The following is a 24734-nucleotide window of genomic DNA, read 5'->3' as shown; positions in this document are numbered from 1 at the left end:
TACACCGAGTTTCGCAGAGAGTCACAGCGTTTCACGGAGTGCTTACTCGGTTGTGTTTATAAATCTTTTTATTCCGTTTTTTAGTAATTTAGTATTGAAATTTAATAGCAAACCCAAAGGGTAATTGCCTAGTTTCATATACGTTAAAATTTGAGCAGTATGGACTTCAGTAAAATATTCTACAGTTTTAAGTTCAACAACAATGGTGTTTTCAACGAGTAAATCAATTCGATAGCCATGATTTAAAGTGATGTCTTTATAAAATATAGGTCGAGAGACTTCATTCTGAACAGCATATCCAATAATTTTTAACTCATAAAGCAAACATTCTTGATAAGCAGATTCTAACAATCCAGGGCCTAATGCTTTATGAACTTCAATTGCGCAGCCAATACTATTTTCTGTGATTTTATTATAACTCATAGTATTAATAGAAGTACAAAAGCTCTGCGAATCTCTGTGAAATAATCTGTGTCTTAAATAATCAAAGCCTTTTGTCTAAACGCATCTTCCTCATCACTAACAATCCCCAAAGCGTCATAGATATAAGCAAAAGTAGAAAGTAGTTCTGGTTTACCATCTAAAATAGCAACATCATGTTCAAAATGTGCAGACGGCTTATTGTCCAACGTAGTAATCGTCCAACCATCTCTGTGTTGTTTGATGCTTTTTGTTCCAAGATTAATCATTGGCTCAATAGCTACAACCATACCTTCAATGAACTTTTTACCACGACCACGTTTACCATAATTTGGCATTTCTGGATCTTCATGCATTTTGGTTCCTAAACCATGACCTACAAGTTCTCTTACTACACCATAACCATGATCTTCGCAGTATTTTTGAATTGCATAACCAACATCACCAACGCGATTGCCCACTTTTAATTCTTTTATTCCAACATAAAGAGATTCTTTAGTGACTTGTAAAAGTTTTTCGGTTTCCGGAGCAATCTCCCCAACTGCAAAAGTGTAGGCGTGATCGCCATAATAACCGTTTTTAATAGAACCACAATCTATAGATATAATATCGCCTTCCTCCAAAGGTGTATTATTAGGTATACCATGCACTACTTGTGAGTTCGGACTCATACAAAGTGTGTTAGGGAAATCGTACAATCCTAAAAAACCAGGAATTGCTCCTTGGTCTCTAATGCATGCTTCCGCAATTTTATCTAATTCTAAAGTGGTCACTCCAGGTTTTACTGCTTTAGCGATTTCACCTAAGGTTTTAGATACTACTAATGCTGCTTCACGCATTAATTCTATTTCTTCTCTTGTTTTTACTATGATCATAATGTAATATAAATGTGGTGCAAATATACTAAAAATAACAAGGCATACTTTTTTATTGAAACATGATATTCGACAGTTTTTATACTTTTTTTGTTTCCTATTTTTGCGACATAAATAATTAGGTATATGTATAGGTCCGTTAGTGCAGAAGAAGCAGTAAAAGTAATTAAGTCTAATAGTAGAGTTTATATACAAGCAGCAGCAGCAGCTCCACAATCACTTATACAAGCCATGACAGCACGTCATGAAGAACTTCGAAACGTGGAGGTTTGCCATTTACATACAGAAGGCGAAGCTCCTTATGCAAACCCAGAATTACGGGAGAGTTTTCATGTGAATTCTTTTTTTATAGGAAAAAATGTAAGGCATACTTTAAAAGCTGGAAACGGTTCCTATACGCCAGTTTTTTTAAGCGAATTACCATTACTTTTTAAGCGTAATATTATTGATATAGATGTGGCACTAATTCATGTTTCTGTTCCAGATAAACATGGTTATTGTTCTTTAGGCGTTTCTGTAGAAGCTACATCAGCAGCAATTGATAATGCAAATCATGTAATTGCACAAGTAAATAGAAATATGCCTAGAACACATGGAGCAGGAATTATTCATGTTTCTGAAATTGATTTGTTCGTAGAGTCTAATGTTGATTTGCCAACACATGATATTGCAGAACCAACAGCTATTGAAAGTCAAATTGGGGATTATGTAGCCGGATTAATTGAAGATCGAAGTACCTTACAAATGGGAATTGGTAGTATACCTAATGCCGTTTTAACTAGATTAACAAATCATAAAGATTTAGGGTTGCATACGGAAATGTTTTCCGATGGTGTGATTGATTTAATATTAAAAGATGTTATTAATGGAAACTATAAAGGTATAAATCGAGGTCGTGCATTGTCTACTTTTTTAGTTGGATCGAAACGTTTGTACGATTATGTAGATGATAATCCTTTTGTAGAAATGCGGGCATCCAATTACACGAATGATGTTTTAAAAATAAAACAAAACCCAAAGATGGTCGCTATTAATTCTGCTATAGAAGTCGATCTTACCGGACAAGTTTGTGCAGATTCTATAGGAGCACATATGTATTCTGGAGTAGGAGGTCAGATGGATTTTATTAGAGGTGCATCTTTAAGTGAAGGAGGAAAGGCTATTATTGCTTTACCATCAACTACTAAATCAGGTATAAGTAGAATTGTTGCTTGTTTAAAGCCAGGAGCAGGAGTAGTAACTACTAGAGCACACGTGCATTATATTGTAACCGAATATGGTATTGCTAATCTATATGGGAAAACAATTAAAGACCGTGTCAAAGCACTAGTTCATATTGCGCATCCAGACCATAGAGAAACTATAGATAGACAGTATTTTGATTTGATAAAAGGCTAGTGATTTTTTCTTAAAAAGGAAAAGAATCCTTTCTTTTTGGGAGGTGTTTTTTGATTGTATTTAGGGTTCGAAAGATGTTGGTATACTTCTCCCCAGCCTAAAAATCCACCAATATTTCTATCATCTATAAATAAATCAGCGTGAATTTTTCTACTCTTAGATGCATCAAATTGCTCTTCAGGAAAACTTTTATTTACCGCATAAAATTCAATGCCTTTACTTTTACAAAAAGCGACAGCTTCTTCTAAAGGTTTTCCACATCTATAGGTCCATAATATTAAACGATGGCCATCTTCTTGTAGTTTTTTAAGTGTTTCAATAGCAAAAAGTTTTGGTTTCCCAACTTTTGGATATGCATCATCTACAATGGTTCCATCAAAATCAATGGCAAGAATAAGTTTATCGTTTAAATTCATAGAAATTCATTAACTGCAAATATATAAATTATTCTTCTTCAAAATAAGCGTTTTTATAAGGTTGATTGCTTAGAATATGTAAAATATCTTGTTCTAAACTTTCTATAGGGTATTCAACTATTCTATTCATTTCTTTACCATCTTTGAAAAAAATCAGGGTTGGAACATTCGTAATGTTATAGTTTTCTTCCAGTTTTTGAGGGGTTACCTTGTCTCTGTCTACAGCAATTAACTGCAGGTTTTTCAAGTTGAAATTAGCAGCATCTAAAATTTTATAAATACCAGGAGTTTCTCGTTGACTGTCCTCGCACCAAGTCCCCATAAATAATTTAATAGAAACATCTGCTAGTTTTGGTTTAATAAGAGATACTAAAGAATCATTGATTTTATAATTGGTATAGGTTGTATGGTACCAACTATTAAAAGGTTCTTGTTGTAAGCCTTCTTCATTTGCTGGTCCTAATAACATAATTGTCTCTTCCTCTTCATCAGGAACGGTTACATTTATTGGCTGTTCTTTACACGCAAAACAAATTAAGGCTATAAAAATAAAATATAAATTTCTCATAATTATTATATTAAAGAATGTTGGGTCATTACTTTAGGTTGTTCTACACCAATAAGTTTTAAAATAGTAGGAGCAATGTCTCCTAAAATACCATCTTTAATATGTTTTAAATCTTTATCTATTAAAATAATTGGAACCGGATTTGTGGTATGTGCGGTATTTGGTGATCCATCCGGATTTATCATGGTTTCACAATTTCCATGATCTGCAATAAGAATGGTTGTGTAATCATTTTCTAGAGCAGTAGTTATCACTTCTTTTACACAGTTGTCTACAGCTTCGCAAGCTTTAATAGCAGCTGCCATAACTCCTGTATGTCCAACCATATCTCCATTAGCAAAGTTTAAGCATACAAAATCTACTTCACCTTTTTTAAGTTCTGGTAAAAGAGCTTCTGTTAGTTCAAAAGCACTCATTTCTGGTTTCAAATCGTAAGTAGCAACTTTAGGAGAGTTTTTTAATATTCTGGTTTCTCCTTTAAAAGGTTCTTCTCTTCCTCCTGAAAAGAAAAAAGTAACATGTGGATACTTTTCTGTTTCAGCAATACGTATTTGTTTTTTGTTGTGTTTTTCTAGAACTTCACCTAGTGTTTCTTTTAAATTATCTTTATCATAAATCACATGCATTCCTGTAAAAGAATCATCATAATTGGTCATGGTTACATAATACAAGTTTAATTTATGCATGTTCTGTTCATGAAAGTCTTTTTGCGATAAAGCCTCTGTTAATTGTCTTCCTCGGTCTGTTCTGAAATTAAAAAACACAATTACATCCCCTTCTTTAATTTTTGCAATTGGTTGATTGGATGCATCTACAGCTATTATAGGTTTAATAAATTCGTCTGTAATGTCATTATCATAATTCTCTTGAATCGATTTTAAAATATTTGTAGAATGTTCGCCTTCTCCATTAACCATTGCATCATAGGCTAGCTTTACGCGTTCCCAACGTTTATCTCTATCCATTGCATAATATCTTCCAGTAACTGAAGCTATTTTGGTGTTTTTGTTTTTAAGATATTCTTCTAATTCTGTAATAAAACCATACCCAGATTTTGGATCTACATCACGACCATCTGTAAATGCATGAATAAAAGAATTTTTAACTCCAGAGTCTTCAATAGCATCCACTAAACCTAATAAATGATTAATGTGAGAGTGTACGCCGCCATCACTAACTAAACCTAAAAAGTGTACAGCTTTATTGTTTTCTTTCGCATAGTTAAAAGCATCTATAAGTACTTTTTCTTGTGCTAATGTTTTATTTTTTACAGCTAAATTTATTCTTACTAAATCTTGATATACAATACGTCCAGCACCAAGATTCATGTGTCCAACTTCAGAATTCCCCATTTGTCCTTCTGGTAAACCAACATGTAAACCATCTGTGCGTAAAGTTGCGTTTGGGTACTTTGTATAAAGCGAATCTATAAAAGGTGTATTTGCATTATCTATTGCTGAAACTTTTGGGTCAGGAGATTTTCCCCAACCATCTAAAATCATAAGAATTACTTTTTTGTTCATGTTGCGATAGTATTTAGTATTCAAATATAATTTATTATAACAGAAATAACATATTAAATACGATGAAGCTTGCTAAAAAATAGTTTAAGGTTTCCTTGTGGTGTATAAGGAAAGTGTTATTAATTATAGCATAACGTGTTTGATTACAGAATGTTAAATAAATGTTATTTATAGGGTTATTGTGTAACAGTTTGTAATTCCTGTCGTCTTTATTGTATAATCAAAATCAAATTTATTAATCAATTAAAATCATTCATCATGAAAAAAACAATCATTATGTCAGCAATCGCATTAAGTTTCACAGTTGGAACTTTATATGCAAACCCTTCATTAGAAGACAAAAACCAAATCAATGTAGAGACCGTTATGGAGGCAAGTCCATTTCATTTATCTATAATTAAAGGCGATTTATCAACGGTTAAAAAGTTATTAGATTTAGGTGCAAATGTAAATGAAAAATGGAATGGATTAAGTCCAGCTATGTATGCGGCAAAATTTAACAGAGCTGAAATTTTAAAACTTTTAATAGATCATGGAGCGTCCTTAAGTTCAAGGTCTAAAGATGGCTATACCGCAAAAAAATATGCCAAAATATCTAAAGCTACAGAAGCTATGGCTGTAATTAAAAAGGCAATGGAGAAATAACAATTTCCTTTTTCAATAAAAAAAAGCCTTGAGAGAATTCTCTCAAGGCTTTTTTTTATTGAAATTGAGCTCTATACTTTTGAATAGATTCTCTAATTTTTTCTATACGATTGTCAGGGTCTGGATGCGAGCTTTGAAATTCTGGAACACGATTTGGTCCAGCAGCAGCTTTTAAAATTTCCATAACATCAATCATTTCTTCTGGGTCATAACCAGCTCTTAACATAAAACGTACACCAAGATCATCACTTTCTAGCTCGTCACCACGACCATTTTTTAAAATTAAGTTCTGACCAACACCTCCAATTAATCCACCAATATCTCCACCAACAGATCCTGCAGTAGAAAGTCCTTGCCAAAGTTCACTATTTGCAATACGCTCTGCACTATGTTTACCAAGTACATGGCCTATTTCATGACCTAAAACACCTGCTAATTGGTCTTCGTTTTCTAATTGAGAAAATAGCGCATAAGTAATAAAAACTTGTCCGCCAGGTAATGCAAAAGCATTTATGGTTTGCGGATCGGCCAATAAATGAAATTCATATTTATAAGGTGTTTCTTTAGCAATACTGTTGTTTATTAGTTTATTCCCAACATTGTCAACCAATGCTTGGTAGCTTTCGTTTGGATATAAACCACCATGTTGCGCTGCCATTTGATCTCTACTTTGTAAGCCCATTTGTATTTCTTCATCTACCGACATAGAAATGGCCTGTTTTTTTCCGGTATACGGATTTACTTCTTGCGATGTAAAATATTTAAAGCCAAAATATGCAGCGATACATAAACCTATAATTAGTCTTACTTTTAGATTGCCTGATCTCATGTTTTTTATGTTAGTTGTAAAGATTTAAAGTTACAAAAGTTCTGGGTTAATATCTAAAATATTTTCATTTCGATATTTACTTATAAATGCTTCTGAAAAATAAGGACTTCCTAATAATTCTTCATTTTGAAGCAGCTCTTGCATGTTTAAATTTTTATAGTTTTTTAAATAATTTTGTGATAATGGTTTGTAGCTAAAATGCCAAGGTTCATATTTAAAACCTTTTCGGTGACTGTCTCCTGTATATACCAAATAGAACCCAAAAGAATTTGCGTGTTGATCCATCCATTTTTTTAAGTGGATGTATGCGCCATCTCCATGAAAGTTTTCTTCACGAAGCACATATTTTGGTGCGTGTACGCTAGCATCAATTATATCCATATCTGTTCCCCAATGATGTCTGGATGTTCCAGGTATTGTAGAGTATGCAATGATCTTTTGAATGCTTTTTTCTTCGGAAAAACCTTGACTTCTATAGCGTTTGTATTTCCGTTGCCAAATACTTTTTTGATGTTCAAAATTTCTGTAACTGGAAACTATTTGAATGTGTACGCCTTCTTTTAAAGCTTCGGTTTTCATATTCTGAAAAGCAAGATGTGCTTCTTCTCTTAATTGATAATCTTTTCCAAAAAGAATAGGTTTGCCTTTACCTATAAGTTCTTCCGAAGAAATTATATTTTGAGAACATGCAAAACTAGGAATTGTAGCTAAGGCTATTCCTGTTAAAGTGGTTTTCTTTATGAAGTTTCTTCTTTTCAAATTCAGATAAAGTATTACAAATTACGAGCCAAAATTAATTAAATTTACAACAAAAATTACCTTATGCATTTTTCGTTTAAAATAATTGAAAAAGAAAATATTTCAACAATCCTTCCTTTGATTAATAAGTTAAATGAAGGAAAAGTTTCTATAGAAATTCTGGAAAAACGTTTTCAAGATATAGTACATCAAAATTATGAATGTGCTGGAATTTTTGATTCCGATAAACTCATTGGTATTTCTGGTATGTGGTTTTGTACGAGACATTATTCTGGAAAAAGTGTGGAATTAGATCATGTATATATTGAGGATGCATATCGAAATCATGGTTTAGGAAAACAGTTTATGGAATGGATTACAGATTATGTAAAAACTAAAAATGTAGAAGCTATAGAACTAAATGCATATATAGAAAATCCTGCGTCGCATCGATTTTACGAGAATCTAGGCTTTAAAAAACCGGGTTATCATTTTCTGAAAAAGCTTAATAATTAATATATAACCAACCGGCATATTCTTTATTTTCATCGTGCAAGTTTAAAACATAAAAATAAGTACCAACAGGAAGTTTTTTACTATCGCCAACTAATACCTTTTTGTTTGTAATGCCATTCCAATCGTTTTTGTAGTTTTCAACATCATAAACGGTTCTTCCCCAACGGTTATATATTTTTAAAGTGTTTCTAAATAATTGGACTCCTTCAATTATAAAGACATCATTTTTGCCATCTCCATTCGGACTAATTCCATTATAAACAGTAATGCCATCACTTCCAATTAAAGATCCAAAAGTTATAATTTCATAATCGTTTGGTACAAAGGAAGTAGAAGTAATGGTTCCTGTATTGATGTTTCCTGTAAAATCTACATTGCCTAAATCTGTCCATTGGTTTTCTGTAGCACTCCAGCCTACAACGCGAAGGTTTAGTAAATCATCTACTAAGGCATTAATGTCGCTATCTGAATTCCAAGTTAAAGTTACTGGTGTTTCTTGGGTACCATTAAAATCCCAAAATTCATTTATGTTTACGTTGTTTATAATTCCTTCGGAAAGGGAAGTGTTAAAAGTTTCACTAAACGTAGATGGGAAGTTAGGATCTTCATTAAAATATGCTGCCGAAAATTCAGGAGAACCATTTTGAAAAGGAGTGATTAAAGGTCTTAATTTATTATCGTCTCCAATTGGAAATGTAAATTCATTATCTCCAAAATAGGAACTATAACCATCTGTATGTCTTTGATTATCTTCTAAAACATAAATAGCGTCATTTAAAAAATCTAAAGAAATACTAGGAGTTAATCTTGGTGTAATGATTTTTCCGTTGAGGTAGCTTAGTGAATTTTCTACTTCGGTATTTATTTCTAGCAAAAGATTATCTATAACATCTACTTCCATTTCATAGAACTTTGGTATTTCGGTTCCAGAAATAGTTAATGCGTTATCGGTATTGTAAAATCCAGCTAAACCTAAATTTTCATTAAATGTACCATCGTTTTCTAGGTCCATATGGAAGCCTATCTGACCTTCGTCATGGATTTGTACATTTCCAAAATTATGAAATGCTGTTTGCGATTTTCCACTTTGTGAAAAGAGAACAGTAACGATTATTAAAATACGGAGTGTCTTATTCATAAGCTGTGTAAATTACGAGTATATTCTCTGTTTTGTTATCTACGTTTATTGTAAAACCGGTTGCATTAAAAGAGGTGAAACTTGCAGATGTTAAACCTAAATTATCTCCGTTATTATTGGAGTATCTAATACCTATGCAATGTGTGCTTGAAGCGTAACGAGAAATATCATTAATGGATGATCCACTACCACCAACATAAATTACTTGCTGGGTCGTTCCTCTTGCATAACCTGTCATTCCTCCAAAAGAATTATTAAATCCGTTATCGTTATTATTAACACCATTGTCGTTATTTATATTTTCACTTTCAATATTAGGATAGGCCTGAAATGTTATCTGTGAAGGTTCAAAGGGAAGTCCTGTAATTGTTTGATTTCCTGTTCCTGTAATTATAAAATGACCGATATAAGTTCCGGAAGGACCTACAGGTCCTTCGGGTCCAGTTGCTCCATCAACACCATCTATTCCGTTTGCACCAGCAGGTCCAGTTGCACCATCAACACCATCTATTCCGTTTGCACCAGCAGGTCCAGTTGCACCATCAACACCATCTATTCCGTTTGCACCAGCAGGTCCAGTTGCACCATCAACGCCATCTATTCCGTCTGCACCAGCAGGTCCAGTTGCTCCATCAACACCATCTATTCCGTTTGCACCAGCAGGTCCAGTTGCACCATCAACGCCATCTATTCCGTCTGCACCAGCAGGTCCAGTTGCTCCATCAACACCATTTATTCCGTCTGCACCGGCAGGTCCAGTTGCTCCATCGACACCATCTATTCCGTCTGCACCAGCAGGTCCAGTTGCTCCATCAACACCATTTATTCCGTCTGCACCGGCAGGTCCAGTTGCTCCATCGACACCATTTATTCCGTCTGCACCAGCAGTTCCAGTTGCTCCATCAACACCATTTATTCCGTCTGCACCGGCAGGTCCTTGCGGTCCAACAATTCCAACGGTAGTAGAAACGTTACTTTCATTTGTGTAGGTTACCGTACCATCTGTGTTATCAACTAATGTTGTTACTGTTTCTTCGATTGCTATGGCAGTGCCATCACCAGAGGTATGTGTTGCAATAGCATTACCAGTAGTTACTACTTGTGTTACATTTGAAGATAAGGATGAAAGATCTGTAGTAATTGTTCCTCCAGCATCTGTAGTTTCAAGATTTGTACCATTAAGAATTACAGTGCTGTTAAGTTCATTTGTACTATCGTTATCATTATTAGCAGGAATAGTTATGGATAAATCATAATTGTTATCACCGTCGTTACTAACACTAATTGAACCGTCTGTAGATTCTATCATTTGAATTTCGTTAGTTGCATCGGTATCTTCATCTACAGTAATATGATCTGCGATATCAGTTGCATTGTCCGTAATGGCATCATCTTGTGTTACTTGTTCCGCCTCTAAAGTATCAATATCATCTGCATTGGTTGTGATTTGCGTTTGTAAGGCCGTTTCGTCAAAAGGAGTAACGCTTAATTCAAAATCGTTTCCGTTAGGAGTAACCGTTACCGAATTATCTGGAGAAGTTACTGCTTGGATTTCATTAGTTGCATCTATATCTTCATCCGCAGTAATATGATCTGCGATTGCAGTTGCATTGTCAGTAATAGCATCGTTTTGTGTTACTTGTTCTGCTTCCAACGTATCAATATCATCTGCATTGGTTGTGATTTGTGTTTGTAAAGCGGTTTCATCAAAAGGAGTAACGCTTAATTCAAAATCGTTTCCGTTAGGAGTAACCGTTACCGAATTATCTGGAGAAGTTACTGCTTGGATTTCATTAGTTGCATCTATATCTTCATCCGCAGTAATATGATCTGCGATTGCAGTTGCATTGTCAGTAATAGCATCGTTTTGTGTTACTTGTTCTGCTTCCAACGTATCAATATCATCTGCATTGGTTGTGATTTGTGTTTGTAAAGCGGTTTCATCAAAAGGAGTAACGCTTAATTCAAAATCGTTTCCGTTAGGAGTAACCGTTACCGAATTATCTGGAGAAGTTACTGCTTGGATTTCATTAGTTGCATCTATATCTTCATCAGCAGTAATATGATCTGCGATGGCAGTTGCATTGTCAGTAATATCTGAAACGTTATCGGTAATAGCATCATCTTGTGTTATTTGTTCCGCTTCCAACGTATCAATATCATCTGCATTGGTTGTGATTTGTGTTTGTAAAGCAGTTTCATCAAAAGGAGTAACGCTTAATTCAAAATCGTTTCCGTTAGGAGTAACGGTTACTGAATTATCTGGAGAAGTTACTGTTTGGATTTCATTAGTAGCATCTGTATCTTCATCCGCAGTAATATGATCTGCGATTGCAGTTGCATTGTCCGTAATAGCATCATCTTGTGTTACTTGTTCTGCTTCTAAAGTGTCAATATCATCTGCATTGGTTGTGATTTGTGTTTGTAAAGCAGTTTCATCAAAAGGAGTAACGCTTAATTCAAAATCGTTTCCGTTAGGAGTAACCGTTACTGAATTGTCTGGAGAAGTTACTGCTTGGATTTCGTTAGTTGCATCTGTATCTTCATCTGCAGTAATGTGGTCTGCAATTGCAGTAGCATTGTTAGTAATATCTGAAACGTTATCAGTAATAGCATTATCTTGTGTTATTTGTTCCGCTTCCAACGTATCAATATCATCTGCATTGGTTGTGATTTGCGTTTGTAAAGCAGTTTCATCAAAAGGAGTAACGCTTAATTCAAAATCGTTTCCGTTAGGAGTAACCGTTACCGAATTATCCGGAGAAGTTACTGCTTGGATTTCATTAGTAGCATCTGTATCTTCATCCGCAGTAATATGATCTGCGATTGCAGTTGCATTGTCCGTAATAGCATCATCTTGTGTTACTTGTTCTGCTTCTAAAGTATCAATATCATCTGCATTGGTTGTGATTTGCGTTTGTAAGGCCGTTTCATCAAAAGGAGTAACGCTTAATTCAAAATCGTTTCCGTTGGGAGTAACGGTTACTGAATTATCCGGAGAAGTTACTGTTTGGATTTCATTAGTTGCATCTGTATCTTCATCTGCAGTAATGTGATCTGCGATATCAGTTGCATTGTCCGTAATAGCATCATTCTGTGTTACTTGTTCTGCTTCTAAAGTGTCAATATCATCTGCATTGGTTGTGATTTGTGTTTGTAAAGCAGTTTCATCAAAAGGAGTAACGCTTAATTCAAAATCGTTTCCGTTAGGAGTAACCGTTACTGAATTGTCTGGAGAAGTTACTGTTTGGATTTCATTAGTTGCATCTGTATCTTCATCTTCAGTAATATGATCTGCGATGGCAGTTGCATTGTCAGTAATATCTGAAACGTTATCAGTAATAGCATCATCTTGTGTTACTTGTTCTGCTTCTAAAGTATCAATATCATCAGCATTGGTTGTGATTTGTGTTTGTAAAGCAGTTTCATCAAAAGGAGTAACGCTTAATTCAAAATCGTTTCCGTTAGGAGTAACCGTTACCGAATTATCTGGAGAAGTTACTGCTTGGATTTCGTTAGTTGCATCTGTATCTTCATCTGCAGTAATATGATCTGCGATGGCAGTTGCATTGTCAGTAATATCTGAAACGTTATTGGTAATAGCATCATCTTGTGTTATTTGTTCCGCTTCCAACGTATCAATATCATCTGCATTGGTTGTGATTTGCGTTTGTAAGGCCGTTTCATCAAAAGGAGTAACGCTTAATTCAAAATCGTTTCCGTTAGGAGTAACCGTTACTGAATTGTCTGGAGAAGTTACTGTTTGGATTTCATTAGTTGCATCTGTATCTTCATCTTCAGTAATATGATCTGCGATGGCAGTTGCATTGTCAGTAATATCTGAAACGTTATCAGTAATAGCATCATCTTGTGTTACTTGTTCTGCTTCTAAAGTATCAATATCATCAGCATTGGTTGTGATTTGTGTTTGTAAAGCAGTTTCATCAAAAGGAGTAACGCTTAATTCAAAATCGTTTCCGTTAGGAGTAACCGTTACCGAATTATCTGGAGAAGTTACTGCTTGGATTTCGTTAGTTGCATCTGTATCTTCATCTGCAGTAATATGATCTGCGATGGCAGTTGCATTGTCAGTAATATCTGAAACGTTATTGGTAATAGCATCATCTTGTGTTATTTGTTCCGCTTCCAACGTATCAATATCATCTGCATTGGTTGTGATTTGCGTTTGTAAGGCCGTTTCATCAAAAGGAGTAACGCTTAATTCAAAATCGTTTCCGTTAGGAGTAACCGTTACCGAATTATCTGGAGAAGTTACTGCTTGGATTTCATTAGTTGCATCTGTATCTTCATCCGCAGTAATATGATCTGCGATTGCAGTTGCATTGTCAGTAATATCTGAAACGTTATCAGTAATAGCATTATCTTGTGTTATTTGTTCCGCTTCCAACGTATCAATGTCATCTGCATTGGTTGTGATTTGTGTTTGTAAAGCAGTTTCATCAAAAGGAGTAACGCTTAATTCAAAATCGTTTCCGTTAGGAGTAACGGTTACTGAATTATCTGGAGAAGTTACTGCTTGGATTTCGTTAGTTGCATCTGTATCTTCATCCGCAGTAATATGATCTGCGATTGCAGTTGCATTGTCCGTAATGGCATCATCTTGTGTTACTTGTTCCGCCTCTAAAGTATCAATATCATCTGCATTGGTTGTGATTTGTGTTTGTAAAGCAGTTTCATCAAAAGGAGTAACGCTTAATTCAAAATCGTTTCCGTTAGGAGTAACGGTTACTGAATTATCTGGAGAAGTTACTGTTTGGATTTCATTAGTTGCATCTGTATCTTCATCTGCAGTAATGTGATCTGCGATTGCAGTTGCATTATCTGTAATAGCTGTGTTTTGCGTCGTTTGCTCTGTTTCCAGTGCATCAATATCATCAGCGTTAGTTGTTATTTGCGATTGCAAAGCAGTTTCGTCAAAAGGAGTAACACTTAAATCGATATTATTGTTTGCATCTGTGGTTACTGTAACCGAACTATCAGTAGAAGCTACGGTTTGAATTTCGTTTGTTGCATCTGTATCTTCATCTGCATTAATATGATCTGCTATTGCAGTTGCATTGTCTGTTATGTCTGAAGCGTTATCTGAAATGTCTGAAGCGTTATCTGTAATGGCAGTTGCGTTATCGGCAATTGCAGTATTTTGCGTCGTTTGTTCCGTTTCTAAAGTGTCAATATCATCTGCATTTGTAGTGATTTGCGATTGCAAAGCCGTTTCATCAAAAGGAGTAACACTTAAATCGATATTGTTGTTTGCATCTGTCGTTACTGTAACGGAACTGTCGGTAGAAGCTACGGTTTGAATTTCATTCGTTGCATCTGTATCTTCATCTGCAGTAATATGATCTGCGATTGCAGTTGTATTGTCAGTGATATCTGAAGCGTTATCTGTAATAGCTGTATTTTGCGTCGTTTGTTCCGTTTCTAAAGTATCAATATCATCCGCATTTGTAGTGATTTGCGATTGCAAAGCAGTTTCATCAAAAGGAGTAACACTTAAATCGATATTGTTATTTGCATCTGTCGTTACTGTAACAGAACTATCGGAAGAAGCTACGGTTTGAATTTCATTCGTTGCATCTGTATCTTCATCAGCAGTAATATGATCTGCTATTGCCGTTGCATTATCTGTAATAGCTGTGTTTTGCGTTGTTTGTTCCGTTTCTAAAGTATCAATATCATCTGCATTTGTTTGAATATTTGCATTTTGCGTTACTTGCTCTGTTTCTAAAGTATCAATATCATCTGCATTTGTAGTGATTTGAGATTGTAAAGCAGTTTCATCAAAAGGAGTAACACTTAAATCGATATTGTTGTTTGTATCTGTCGTTACTGTAACGGAACTGTCGGTAGAGGTTACAGTTTGAATTTCGTTTGTTGCGTCATTATCATTATCTGTAATCGATATGATTGTTGCGGTTCCGTTTTCATCCAAATACGTAAAAGTACCATTCGTATTGTCTGTAATGGTAGTTACAGTTTCTAAATTGTTAACTAAGCTGGAAAGGTTTATTTGTGTAGTAATACCATCTTCATCTGTATAATCGATATTTGTATTGTCTGGATTTAATGCTATAGCGGTTAATGTTTCTAGATTGGCAACGTTTAAAATCGTTGGGTTTCCATCTTCATCGGTATAGGTTAACGTTCCGTCGTTGTTGTCTACTAAAGTTGTTAAAGCTTCTAGATTTGCTACGATTGCAGATAAATCTAATTGTGTAGTAATGCCATCTTCATCTACATAATCAATATTAGTGTTATCGGTATTAAGAGCAATAGAAGTTAAAGTCTCTAATGCTGAAATGTCTATTATTATTGGGTTTCCGTCGTTATTATCAAAAGTGTAGGTACCATTTAAATTAGCTGTTAATGTCGCTTTATTTACAGTATCCATAGTTCCGTCTGGTTTTTGTAAACTAAAAGTTCCATCGCCATTATCCACTAAACCAATAGCATCCACATAAGATTTTGGAGTTGCATCGCTTGGTCCAGTTGGTTGACCTAAATCCGTTACCGTGTTTCCGTTCATGTCTAAGTTTCCAACCATAGTATCTCCGGAAACATTTACATATCTAGGATCATAAAGAGCCGCATTAAAAGGATCTATTGCAATCCAAACAGAGGAATCGTTATCATAAATATAAGTCGCTCCAACTTGAGCTGGATCTGGGGCATCACTGTTTACAACATATATATCTCCTTCTTGCGGTGTTCCACCAACTTCAATTACTCCGATATCTCCGGTGCTTGTTGTTGGACCTGTATATACATTTCCAATAGGGATATTTATATTTCCACTTGGATCTGGTACAGAATTATTAACACTGACTACACGAATACCATATACCCATTGTGTGCCATTCCAATATATTTCGCTATTCGGATTTGGAGCATCGGCAAACATTTCTAACGTAATTTGACTAGTTAAATCCACTAAATTATTAGGAGTAGCAGGATTAGATAACTGTAATTCTGTTCCATTTAAAAACAAATCTTGTAGTTCATTTGTGGAATCGTTGTCGTTATCTATTACGGAAATTTCAACTGTTGTGCCTGCTTCATTTAAATAGGTATAGGTTAAATCTCCATTATTCGTTAGAGTTGTTAGTGTTTCTAAGTTTGCAGCATTAATTGTTGTTTGCGCTCCATTTTCATCGGTGTAAGTTAATGTTCCGTCGTTATTGTCTACTAATGTCGTAAGTGCTTCCAGATTTGCTATGATTGCAGATAAATCTAATTGTGTGGTAACGCCATCTTCATCTGTGTAATCGATGTTTGTATTATCGGTATTTAAAGCAATGGAAGTTAAAGTTTCTAAGTTAGTAACATCTAAAATAGTCGGATTTCCATCTTCATCGGTGTAGGTTAATGTTCCGTCGTTATTATCTACTAATGTTGTTAGAGCTTCCAGGTTTGCTACGATAGCAGATAAGTCTAATTGTGTAGTAACGCCATCTTCGTCTGTATAATCGATGTTTGTATTATCGGCATTTAAAGCAATAGAAGTTAATGTTTCTAGGTTTGCAACATCTAAAACAGTTGGGTTCCCATCTTCATCGGTGTAGGTTAATGTTCCGTCGTTGTTGTCTGCTAATGTTGTTAAAGTTTCCAGGTTTGCTACGATTGCAGATAAATCTAATTGTGTAGTAACACCATCTTCGTCTGTATAATCGATGTTGGTATTGTCTGTATTTAAAGCAATGGATGTTAAAGTTTCTAAGTTAGCAATATCTAAAACAGTTGGGTTTCCGTCTTCATCGGTGTAGGTTAATGTTCCGTCGTTATTATCTACTAATGTTGTTAGAGCTTCCAGGTTTGCTACGATAGCAGATAAGTCTAATTGTGTAGTAACGCCATCTTCGTTTGTATAATCGATGTTTGTATTATCGGCATTTAAAGCAATAGAAGTTAATGTTTCTAGGTTTGCAACATCTAAAACAGTTGGGTTCCCATCTTCATCGGTGTAGGTTAATGTTCCGTCGTTGTTGTCTACTAATGTTGTTAAAGTTTCCAGGTTTGCTACGATTGCAGATAAATCTAATTGTGTAGTAACACCATCTTCATCTGTATAATCGATGTTTGTATTATCGGTATTTAAAGCGATCGAAGTAAGTGTTTCCAGATTGGCAACATCTAAAACAGTCGGATTTCCATCTTCATCGGTGTAGGTTAATGTTCCGTCGTTATTGTCTACGAAGGTTGTTAAAGCTTCCAGGTTTGCTACGATTGCAGATAAATCTAATTGTGTAGTAACGCCATCTTCATCTGTATAATCGATGTTAGTATTATCAACATTTAAAGCAATGGAAGTTAAAGTTTCTAAGTTAGCAACATCTAAAACAGTCGGATTTCCATCTTCATCGGTGTAAGTTAATGTTCCGTCGTTGTTGTCTACTAGTGTAGTAAGTGCTTCCAGATTTGCTACTATTGTAGATAAATCTAATTGTGTAGTAACGCCATCTTCGTCTGTATAATCGATGTTAGTATTGTCTGTATTTAAAGCGATCGAAGTAAGTGTTTCCAAGTTAGCAACATCTAAAATAGTCGGATTTCCGTCTTCATCGGTGTAAGTTAATGTTCCGTCGTTGTTGTCTACTAATGTTGTTAAAGCTTCTAGGTTTGCTACGATTGCAGATAAATCTAATTGTGTAGTAACACCATCTTCATCTGTATAATCGATATTGGTGTTGTCTGTGTTTAAAGCAATGGATGTTAATGTTTCCAAGTTAGCAACATCTAAAACAGTCGGATTTCCATCTTCATCGGTGTAAGTTAATGTCCCGTCGTTGTTGTCTACTAATGTCGTAAGTGCTTCTAAATTTGCTACGATTGCAGATAAATCTAATTGTGTAGTAACACCATCTTCATCTGTATAATCGATGTTTGTATTATCGGCATTTAAAGCAATAGAAGTTAAAGTTTCTAAGTTAGCAACATCTAAAATAGTCGGATTTCCATCTTCATCGGTATAAGTTAATGTTCCGTCGTTGTTATCTACTAATGTAGTAAGTGCTTCCAGATTTGCTATGATTGCAGATAAATCTAATTGTGTAGTAACGCCATCTTCATCTGTATAATCGATGTTTGTATTATCGGCATTTAAAGCAATGGATGTTAATGTTTCTAAGTTTGCAACATCTAAAATAGTTGGATTTCCATCTTCATCGGTGTAAGTTAATGTTCCGTCGTTGTTATCTACTAATGTAGTAAGTGCTTCCAGATTTGCTATGATTGCAGATAAATCTAATTGTGTAGTAACGCCATCTTCATCTGTATAATCGATATTGGTGTTGTCTGTGTTTAAAGCAATGGATGTTAATGTTTCCAAGTTAGCAATATCTAAAATAGTCGGATTTCCATCTTCATCGGTGTAGGTTAATGTTCCGTCGTTATTGTCTACTAAGGTTGTTAAAGCTTCCAGGTTTGCTACGATTGCAGATAAATCTAATTGTGTAGTAACGCCATCTTCATCTGTATAATCGATGTTAGTATTATCAACATTTAAAGCAATGGAAGTTAAAGTTTCCAAGTTAGCAACATCTAAAACAGTTGGATTTCCATCTTCATCGGTGTAAGTTAATGTTCCGTCGTTGTTGTCTACTAATGTCGTAAGTGCTTCTAAATTTGCTACGATTGCAGATAAATCTAATTGTGTAGTAATGCCATCTTCGTCTGTATAATCGATGTTTGTATTATCGGCATTTAAAGCAATGGATGTTAATGTTTCCAAGTTAGCAACATCTAAAACAGTCGGATTTCCATCTTCATCGGTGTAAGTTAATGTCCCGTCGTTGTTGTCTACTAATGTCGTAAGTGCTTCTAAATTTGCTACGATTGCAGATAAATCTAATTGTGTAGTAACACCATCTTCATCTGTATAATCGATGTTTGTATTATCGGCATTTAAAGCAATAGAAGTTAAAGTTTCTAAGTTAGCAACATCTAAAACAGTTGGATTTCCATCTTCATCGGTGTAGGTTAATGTTCCGTCGTTGTTGTCTACTAATGTTGTTAAAGCTTCCAGATTTGCTACTATTGCAGATAAATCTAATTGTGTAGTAACGCCATCTTCACCTGTATAATCGATGTTTGTATTATCGGCATTTAAAGCAATGGATGTTAATGTTTCTAAGTTTGCAACATCTAAAATAGTTGGATTTCCGTCTTCATCGGTGTAAGTTAATGTTCCGTCGTTGTTGTCTACTAATGTTGTTAAAGCTTCTAGGTTTGCTACGATTGCAGATAAATCTAATTGTGTAGTAATGCCGTTTTCATCTGTATAATCGATGTTGGTATTGTCTGTATTTAAAGCAATGGATGTTAAAGTTTCCAAGTTAGCAACATCTAAAATAGTCGGATTTCCATCTTCATCGGTGTAAGTTAATGTTCCGTCGTTGTTGTCTACTAATGTAGTAAGTGCTTCTAAATTTGCAACGATAGCAGATAAATCTAATTGTGTAGTAATGCCATCTTCGTCTGTATAATCGATGTTTGTATTATCGGCATTTAAAGCAATGGATGTTAATGTTTCTAGGTTTGCAACATCTAAAACAGTCGGATTTCCATCTTCATCGGTATAAGTTAATGTTCCGTCGTTGTTGTCTACTAGTGTAGTAAGTGCTTCCAGATTTGCTACTATTGTAGATAAATCTAATTGTGTAGTAACGCCATCTTCGTCTGTATAATCGATGTTAGTATTGTCTGTATTTAAAGCGATCGAAGTAAGTGTTTCCAAGTTAGCAACATCTAAAATAGTCGGATTTCCATCTTCATCGGTGTAAGTTAATGTTCCGTCGTTGTTGTCTACTAATGTAGTAAGTGCTTCTAAATTTGCAACTATAGCAGATAAATCTAATTGTGTAGTAATGCCGTCTTCATCTGTATAATCGATGTTGGTATTATCGGCGTTTAATAATATTGTAGTTAATGTTTCGGCGCTATTTGTATCAATGGTTGTTACTGTCCCGTTTTCAGAAGTATAAGTGAAAGTCCCATCTGCATTATCTAAAAGGGAAGTAATAGTTTCTAATGCAGAGATGTCTAATGTTAGTGGTGCACCATTTCCATTATCAAATGTAAAAGTTCCATCGCCATTGTCTGTAAATGCCGATTTAATAATTGTTGTAATGGTTCCTTCTTCGTTTGTGTAACTTAGAGAGCCGTCATTGTTATCTATCAATGTTGTTATCGTCTCATTTGCCATTACATCTACACACAAGCTCGTCCAAGATGAGTTATTGTATTGGTATAAACAATCTTCTTCTGTGTTATAAATGATTGCTCCATTAATAGGAGTAATTGCATTCATTTGTGCAGTTGTTATTCTGGTAACGACTAAAACTTTTTCAGTGCTTTCTAATTCTAAAATAGAATTATTGTCAATCGCGTTAGGATTGTCTCCAATTTTAACTTGGGAAAACATACTAGAAGAAAGTAGGAAAGCAAATAGTAATAGGGCATTTTTCATTTTATAGACTTTAAATTCAAAAATCAAAAATACTTGGTGAGCTCCTATTCGTATGATTTACAGAGTGGAAACAATATTTTATCGATAAAAGGTTGTTTATTCTCGTTAAAAAACATAATATTTTTATTGAAAAAGCTTTTTTATATCATAAAAATAATTAATTTTGCCATCCGAATGCGAGAGTAGCTCAGTTGGTAGAGCGTCAGCCTTCCAAGCTGAATGTCGCCAGTTCGAACCTGGTCTCTCGCTCTTAAAGCCTTATCTTAACCGATGAGGCTTTTTTTGTTTTATAAATTTGTTAGTATTGAAGATTTAAGGTGAGAAGTTTATGCAGAGCGCAGACGAAGTAAACCTGGTCTCTCGCTCTTAAAGCCTTATCTTAACCGATGAGGCTTTTTTTGTTTTATAAATTTGTTAGTATTGAAGATTTAAGGTGAGAAGTTTATGCAGAGCGCAGACGAAGTAAACCTGGTCTCTCGCTCTTAAAGCCTTATCTTAACCGATGAGGCTTTTTTTGTTTTATAAATTTGTTAGTATTGAAGATTTAAGGTGAGAAGTTTATGCAGAGCGCAGACGAAGTAAACCTGGTCTCTCGCTCTTAAAGCCTTATCTTAACCGATGAGGCTTTTTTTGTTTTATAGAGTTAATAATATTGAAGATTTAAGGTGAGAAGTTTATGCAGAGCGCAGACGAAGTAAACCTGGTCTCTCGCTCTTAAAGCCTTATCTTAACCGATGAGGCTTTTTTTGTTTTATAAATTTGTTAGTATTGAAGATTTAAGGTGAGAAGTTTATGCAGGGCGTAGACGAAGTAAACCTGGTCTCTCGCTCACAAAGCTTCATCTAACGATGGAGCTTTTTTGTTTTAAAAAATTAAAGCTTCGTCCTATAGTAGAGCTTTTTTATTTTAAATGACTAAGGTCTGTATTTGTTTCTACTTCATAAGGTGTTTGGTTGTGTTCAAAAATTCTAGCTTGTAGTTTTCCTTTTAAAGTTATTCTGTTTTCTTTAACTTCTAACCAACTTCCTTCTCTTAAACCAATAACTGGTTGTGAGTTGTAAATATGAAATTCTTTAATTCTAGTTTCTCGAGTCTCTCCTTTATGTGTAGAGTTTGGATCTGGATCTAAATAATGCGGATTGATATTAAAAGGTACTAAACCTAACGTTTTAAAACTTGGTGGTTGTACTATTGGCATATCGTTAGTCGTGTTCATCGTTAGACCACAAATATTACTACCTGCGCTTGTTCCTAAATATGGCGTACCGTTTTCTACCACATCTTTTATACTAGAAAGTAATTTATTTCTATGTAACTGACTTACTAAAACAAAGGTGTTTCCGCCGCCAACAAAAATGGCTTCGGCATTATTAATTGCTTCCGTTAGATTTTTAAATGTATGTATACCAATAATCTGTTTGTTAATTTTATTAAAAGCTACACTTGTTTTTAAGGTGTATTCGTCATGCGAAATTCCGCCAGGTCTTGCATAAGGGATAAATAAAATAGTAGAGGCATTTTTAAAAAAGTGGGCTAATTCTTCTAAAAGGTATTCTAAATAATCGCTTTCATATATGGTAGAAGTACTGGCTATAATAATATTTTTCATGGTTGTATTTCTAGGAATAGAAGTCTTTTAAATTCCATTAATTTGTTGTAAATTTAAGTAATAAAGAGTTTTAACAAAAGTTTAATTGGCTATTGTATTTTATTTAAGATTTGAATTCTTTTCTTTAACATGTAAAACCATATACTATGAAGCATTTATTACTATTATTTACTTTTTTATTATCTATTTCTTATACTGCATTCGGTCAAACTCTAGATAGAATTGAGATAAACGGAAAGGTTATTGTTGAAATTAACGAGGTAGATGGTTTAGTGGTTTTCAACAAAACTTCAAACAACCGTACTTTTACAGATGGCAATGGTGAATTTAAAATACATGTTGCTTTAAATGATGAAATAGAAATATCCGCTTTACAGTTTAAAACCTTTATGGTAAGGATTACTGAAGATATTATTGCTTCTAGACAACTTACTGCTTTTTTGGTAGAACGTATAAATAATTTAGATGAGGTTGTTATTTTGCCCTTCGGACTCTCAGGTAACTTAACTACAGATTTAAATAAACTAAGAACTTTTAATTTAGATATAGATGCTATTTATTCTGATGTTGAAAATGCAGAAGACTTTCAATATACAGAACCACAATACGCTGCAGTTGAGAATATGATACTTAAAAAAGATCAATTTTATAATGGTGTAGATTTTGTAAAAATCACTAATTGGTTAATAAAACCAAGGTTCAAATCTAAAAATAGCAAGGATAAAAACGACCAAAAGTTTTCCAATTTTAATGATTTAATGACCAGCTATACAAATGATTTTATTAGTACAAATTTTGAAATACCTAAAGAAAAAGTAGAAGCCTTTATTATTTTTGCCGAAAAAAACAATACAGATAAAAGGCTTTTAGATGCTGGAAAAGACATACAGTTAATAGAATACTTAGTAACCCAAAGTCAATTGTTTTTAAATGAAGAAAAAAACAGGAATTAAGCTTATTTTTCTTTTAATTATTTGTTTACAAACCTCTTGGGCACAAACTGTAGAAATTAAAGGTAAGATTGTCTCAGAATCTTCAGATTTAGAAAATATCAATGTGTACAATAGTACTTCAAAAAAAGGAGTCATTACAAATGTAAATGGAGCGTTTACTATTGCTGTAAAACCAAAGGATGTTTTGGTTATCTCTGCTATTTCGTTTAAAGAGGTGAAAGTAATTATCAGTGATGAAATAATTAAAAGTAAAACGGTTACCATTTTAGTAAAAGAAGAAGTGAATACTTTAGATGAAGTTGTTATTCTTACTCATAATTTATCGGGAGAATTAGTAGTAGATGTGGAAAATGCAGATTATTTTAAACCTATTCCCATTAGTATGGGAAACATGGATAATTTGGACTTTGAGGATATTAGAATGAATAAGCCAGATAATGTTCTTGTGAAGAAAGGAGAGCTTTATAATGGGTTTGATCCAATGGAAATATTAAAACTGTTTGGCGTTTCCTTTAAAAAGAAAAAGAAACTTAATTACGAAGAGTTAAAGGCAAGAGATGCTAAAAAAATATATGATTTAGCAGATGTATATGCACCAAAATATATTAGTGATAATTTTAATATTCCATTTGATAAAGTGGAAGCTTTCTATGCCTTTTTAGAAGTAAATCAATTGGATTATGAATTGCTTAAAAAAGAAAACGAAGTACATCTTTTAGAGTTTTTGCTAACGCAAAGTAAGCTGTTTTTAAAAATGCTAAATGAAGAGGATTAAGAATATAATTTTGTTTGTTTTTAGCCTGTTTAGTATTTGTGTTTCTTGGTCACAAACCATTGAAATACATGGTGAAATTAGGAGCATAGGCGATGTGGAAAATATCCATATCATAAATAAAACTTCGCAAAAGTTCACTATTACAAATGCAAAAGGAAAGTTTGTAATTCCGGTAAAACGGAATGATACGTTGATCGTTTCCTCTATTCAAAACAAAATAGAAACTTTGATTATTAGTATAGAGCATATTTTGTCTAAAAAAATAATAATAACACTCGAAGAACAAGTCAATGAGCTAGACGAAGTGGTAATAGGTAAAATGCTAACCGGAGATTTAATTACAGATTTAAATGCTGTTGAAGGAAAACCAATAACCTCGTTAAGTCTTGGTATACCAAGTTATCAAGGACTACTAAAAACCCATAACCAAAGATTACTTAATGAAGCAACCACAGGAGGTGGTTTTATTCCTTTAAACCCCATTTTAAATGCTATAAGTGGAAGAACAAAAAAGCTAAAAAATAGAATAAGATTGGATGAGATTGAAGTTTTTATGTATCAGGTGAAAACGAAATTTTCTAATGATTTATTTTACGAAAACCCATTACACGAAGATAAAATCATGGATTACTTTTATTTTGTTTCAGAGGATGCTAATTTCACTAAGATCTGTAATGGAAAAAACGATTTAGAAATTTTGGTTTTTTTAAAGGAAAAATTAACGGCTTATAAATTAATGATGAATAGCAAAGAAGATTAAGTTGCTTTGGAATACTTTTTGAAGCTATAAAATCAATTACTTTTGCGTTTAATAAAAAAGATTTCCGTTTTACGCCACCGTAATAA

General features: G+C 34.0%; 16 protein-coding genes and 1 tRNA gene. 7 read left to right on the top strand and 10 right to left on the bottom strand.

Translation table 11 applies throughout. The features are described 5' to 3' along the window. Positions 1-42: 42 nt before the first annotated feature. Together FG167_RS02475 and map are read right to left on the bottom strand one after the other, a co-directional pair. Positions 43-423 (bottom strand): GxxExxY protein, encoded by a 381-nt coding sequence (locus FG167_RS02475; protein ID WP_203459882.1) that lies wholly within the window; start codon positions 421-423, stop codon positions 43-45. Between the two features lie 53 nt (positions 424-476). Further along, positions 477-1295 carry a type I methionyl aminopeptidase gene (gene map / locus FG167_RS02470; protein ID WP_203459881.1) on the bottom strand — a complete coding sequence of 273 codons (819 nt, stop codon included), beginning with the start codon at positions 1293-1295 and terminating at the stop codon, positions 477-479. A gap of 126 nt (positions 1296-1421) precedes the next feature. Between map and FG167_RS02465 the strand changes: the two genes are divergently transcribed. Further along, entirely contained in the window at positions 1422-2693 is a 1272-nt protein-coding gene (locus tag FG167_RS02465) for an acetyl-CoA hydrolase/transferase family protein (protein ID WP_203459880.1), read from the top strand. Here FG167_RS02465 and FG167_RS02460 read toward each other — a convergent pair. The 3 genes from FG167_RS02460 to gpmI are packed head-to-tail and all read right to left on the bottom strand — an operon-like array spanning position 2690 to position 5200. After that, positions 2690-3109, bottom strand: coding sequence for a BT0820 family HAD-type phosphatase (locus FG167_RS02460; protein WP_203459879.1), 420 nt, complete (start codon positions 3107-3109; stop codon positions 2690-2692). The two genes, FG167_RS02465 and FG167_RS02460, sit on opposite strands and share 4 nt — an antisense overlap. A gap of 28 nt (positions 3110-3137) precedes the next feature. Then, positions 3138-3677: a thioredoxin family protein gene (locus FG167_RS02455; RefSeq protein WP_203459878.1), complete on the bottom strand. Its 540-nt coding sequence runs from the start codon at positions 3675-3677 to the stop codon at positions 3138-3140. A gap of 5 nt (positions 3678-3682) precedes the next feature. Beyond that, entirely contained in the window at positions 3683-5200 is a 1518-nt protein-coding gene (gpmI, locus tag FG167_RS02450) for a 2,3-bisphosphoglycerate-independent phosphoglycerate mutase (protein WP_203459877.1), read from the bottom strand. Positions 5201-5458: 258 nt separating this feature from the next. Here gpmI and FG167_RS02445 point away from each other — a divergent pair, with 258 nt between their 5' ends. Continuing rightward, positions 5459-5845: an ankyrin repeat domain-containing protein gene (locus FG167_RS02445; RefSeq protein WP_203459876.1), complete on the top strand. Its 387-nt coding sequence runs from the start codon at positions 5459-5461 to the stop codon at positions 5843-5845. A gap of 55 nt (positions 5846-5900) precedes the next feature. Here the strand turns inward: FG167_RS02445 and FG167_RS02440 are convergent, their stop codons facing one another. Next, entirely contained in the window at positions 5901-6674 is a 774-nt protein-coding gene (locus tag FG167_RS02440) for a M48 family metalloprotease (RefSeq protein WP_203459875.1), read from the bottom strand. Positions 6675-6704: 30 nt separating this feature from the next. Then, on the bottom strand, positions 6705-7433 hold the full coding sequence (locus FG167_RS02435) for a M15 family metallopeptidase (RefSeq protein WP_203459874.1): 729 nt from the start codon (positions 7431-7433) through the stop codon (positions 6705-6707). Between the two features lie 63 nt (positions 7434-7496). On the opposite strand from FG167_RS02435, the gene FG167_RS02430 reads away from it, so the two are divergent. After that, the gene (locus FG167_RS02430; protein WP_203459873.1) at positions 7497-7928 is read left to right on the top strand and encodes a GNAT family N-acetyltransferase; all 432 of its coding nucleotides are present in this window, start codon (positions 7497-7499) and stop codon (positions 7926-7928) included. Here the strand turns inward: FG167_RS02430 and FG167_RS02425 are convergent. Together FG167_RS02425 and FG167_RS02420 are read right to left on the bottom strand one after the other, a co-directional pair. Beyond that, positions 7918-9066 carry a gliding motility-associated C-terminal domain-containing protein gene (locus tag FG167_RS02425; RefSeq protein ID WP_203459872.1) on the bottom strand — a complete coding sequence of 383 codons (1149 nt, stop codon included), beginning with the start codon at positions 9064-9066 and terminating at the stop codon, positions 7918-7920. The two genes, FG167_RS02430 and FG167_RS02425, sit on opposite strands and share 11 nt — an antisense overlap. Then, complete coding sequence (locus FG167_RS02420) at positions 9059-20551, bottom strand: hypothetical protein (protein ID WP_203461153.1); 11493 nt, start codon at positions 20549-20551, stop codon at positions 9059-9061. Before FG167_RS02420 ends, FG167_RS02425 begins: the two co-directional genes overlap by 8 nt. 176 nt (positions 20552-20727) lie before the next feature. On the opposite strand from FG167_RS02420, the gene FG167_RS02415 reads away from it, so the two are divergent. Next, positions 20728-20800 (top strand) — tRNA-Gly (locus FG167_RS02415). A gap of 652 nt (positions 20801-21452) precedes the next feature. Here the strand turns inward: FG167_RS02415 and pepE are convergent. Next, positions 21453-22160, bottom strand: a complete 708-nt coding sequence (gene pepE / locus FG167_RS02410; protein WP_203459871.1) for a dipeptidase PepE — start codon at positions 22158-22160, stop codon at positions 21453-21455. A gap of 146 nt (positions 22161-22306) precedes the next feature. Here pepE and FG167_RS02405 point away from each other — a divergent pair, with 146 nt between their 5' ends. Genes FG167_RS02405 through FG167_RS02395 form a run of 3 tightly spaced genes read left to right on the top strand, consistent with a single transcriptional unit; the run spans position 22307 to position 24648 of the window. Next, the gene (locus FG167_RS02405) at positions 22307-23113 is read left to right on the top strand and encodes a hypothetical protein (RefSeq protein ID WP_203459870.1); all 807 of its coding nucleotides are present in this window, start codon (positions 22307-22309) and stop codon (positions 23111-23113) included. Beyond that, a complete protein-coding gene (locus FG167_RS02400) occupies positions 23091-23888 on the top strand; it encodes a carboxypeptidase-like regulatory domain-containing protein (RefSeq protein WP_203459869.1) in 798 nt (265 codons plus the stop codon). Before FG167_RS02405 ends, FG167_RS02400 begins: the two co-directional genes overlap by 23 nt. Then, positions 23875-24648: a hypothetical protein gene (locus FG167_RS02395; RefSeq protein ID WP_203459868.1), complete on the top strand. Its 774-nt coding sequence runs from the start codon at positions 23875-23877 to the stop codon at positions 24646-24648. The genes FG167_RS02400 and FG167_RS02395 overlap by 14 nt, the downstream gene beginning before the upstream one ends. The last annotated feature ends 86 nt before the right edge of the window (positions 24649-24734 follow it).

The organism is Lacinutrix sp. WUR7 (assembly GCF_016864015.1).
In the GTDB taxonomy this organism is placed as follows: domain Bacteria; phylum Bacteroidota; class Bacteroidia; order Flavobacteriales; family Flavobacteriaceae; genus Oceanihabitans.
This window is presented reverse-complemented; position numbering and strand designations above follow the sequence as displayed.

Coding starts and splice junctions, on each gene's coding strand:
- pepE (WP_203459871.1), bottom strand. CDS start 22,160: ATGAAAAATATTATTATAGCCAGTACTTCTACCATATATGAAAGCGAT.
- FG167_RS02455 (WP_203459878.1), bottom strand. CDS start 3,677: ATGAGAAATTTATATTTTATTTTTATAGCCTTAATTTGTTTTGCGTGT.
- FG167_RS02400 (WP_203459869.1), top strand. CDS start 23,091: ATGAAGAAAAAAACAGGAATTAAGCTTATTTTTCTTTTAATTATTTGT.
- FG167_RS02430 (WP_203459873.1), top strand. CDS start 7,497: ATGCATTTTTCGTTTAAAATAATTGAAAAAGAAAATATTTCAACAATC.
- FG167_RS02460 (WP_203459879.1), bottom strand. CDS start 3,109: ATGAATTTAAACGATAAACTTATTCTTGCCATTGATTTTGATGGAACC.
- FG167_RS02395 (WP_203459868.1), top strand. CDS start 23,875: ATGAAGAGGATTAAGAATATAATTTTGTTTGTTTTTAGCCTGTTTAGT.
- FG167_RS02475 (WP_203459882.1), bottom strand. CDS start 423: ATGAGTTATAATAAAATCACAGAAAATAGTATTGGCTGCGCAATTGAA.
- FG167_RS02405 (WP_203459870.1), top strand. CDS start 22,307: ATGAAGCATTTATTACTATTATTTACTTTTTTATTATCTATTTCTTAT.
- FG167_RS02440 (WP_203459875.1), bottom strand. CDS start 6,674: ATGAGATCAGGCAATCTAAAAGTAAGACTAATTATAGGTTTATGTATC.
- FG167_RS02445 (WP_203459876.1), top strand. CDS start 5,459: ATGAAAAAAACAATCATTATGTCAGCAATCGCATTAAGTTTCACAGTT.
- FG167_RS02425 (WP_203459872.1), bottom strand. CDS start 9,066: ATGAATAAGACACTCCGTATTTTAATAATCGTTACTGTTCTCTTTTCA.
- FG167_RS02420 (WP_203461153.1), bottom strand. CDS start 20,551: ATGAAAAATGCCCTATTACTATTTGCTTTCCTACTTTCTTCTAGTATG.
- FG167_RS02465 (WP_203459880.1), top strand. CDS start 1,422: ATGTATAGGTCCGTTAGTGCAGAAGAAGCAGTAAAAGTAATTAAGTCT.
- map (WP_203459881.1), bottom strand. CDS start 1,295: ATGATCATAGTAAAAACAAGAGAAGAAATAGAATTAATGCGTGAAGCA.
- gpmI (WP_203459877.1), bottom strand. CDS start 5,200: ATGAACAAAAAAGTAATTCTTATGATTTTAGATGGTTGGGGAAAATCT.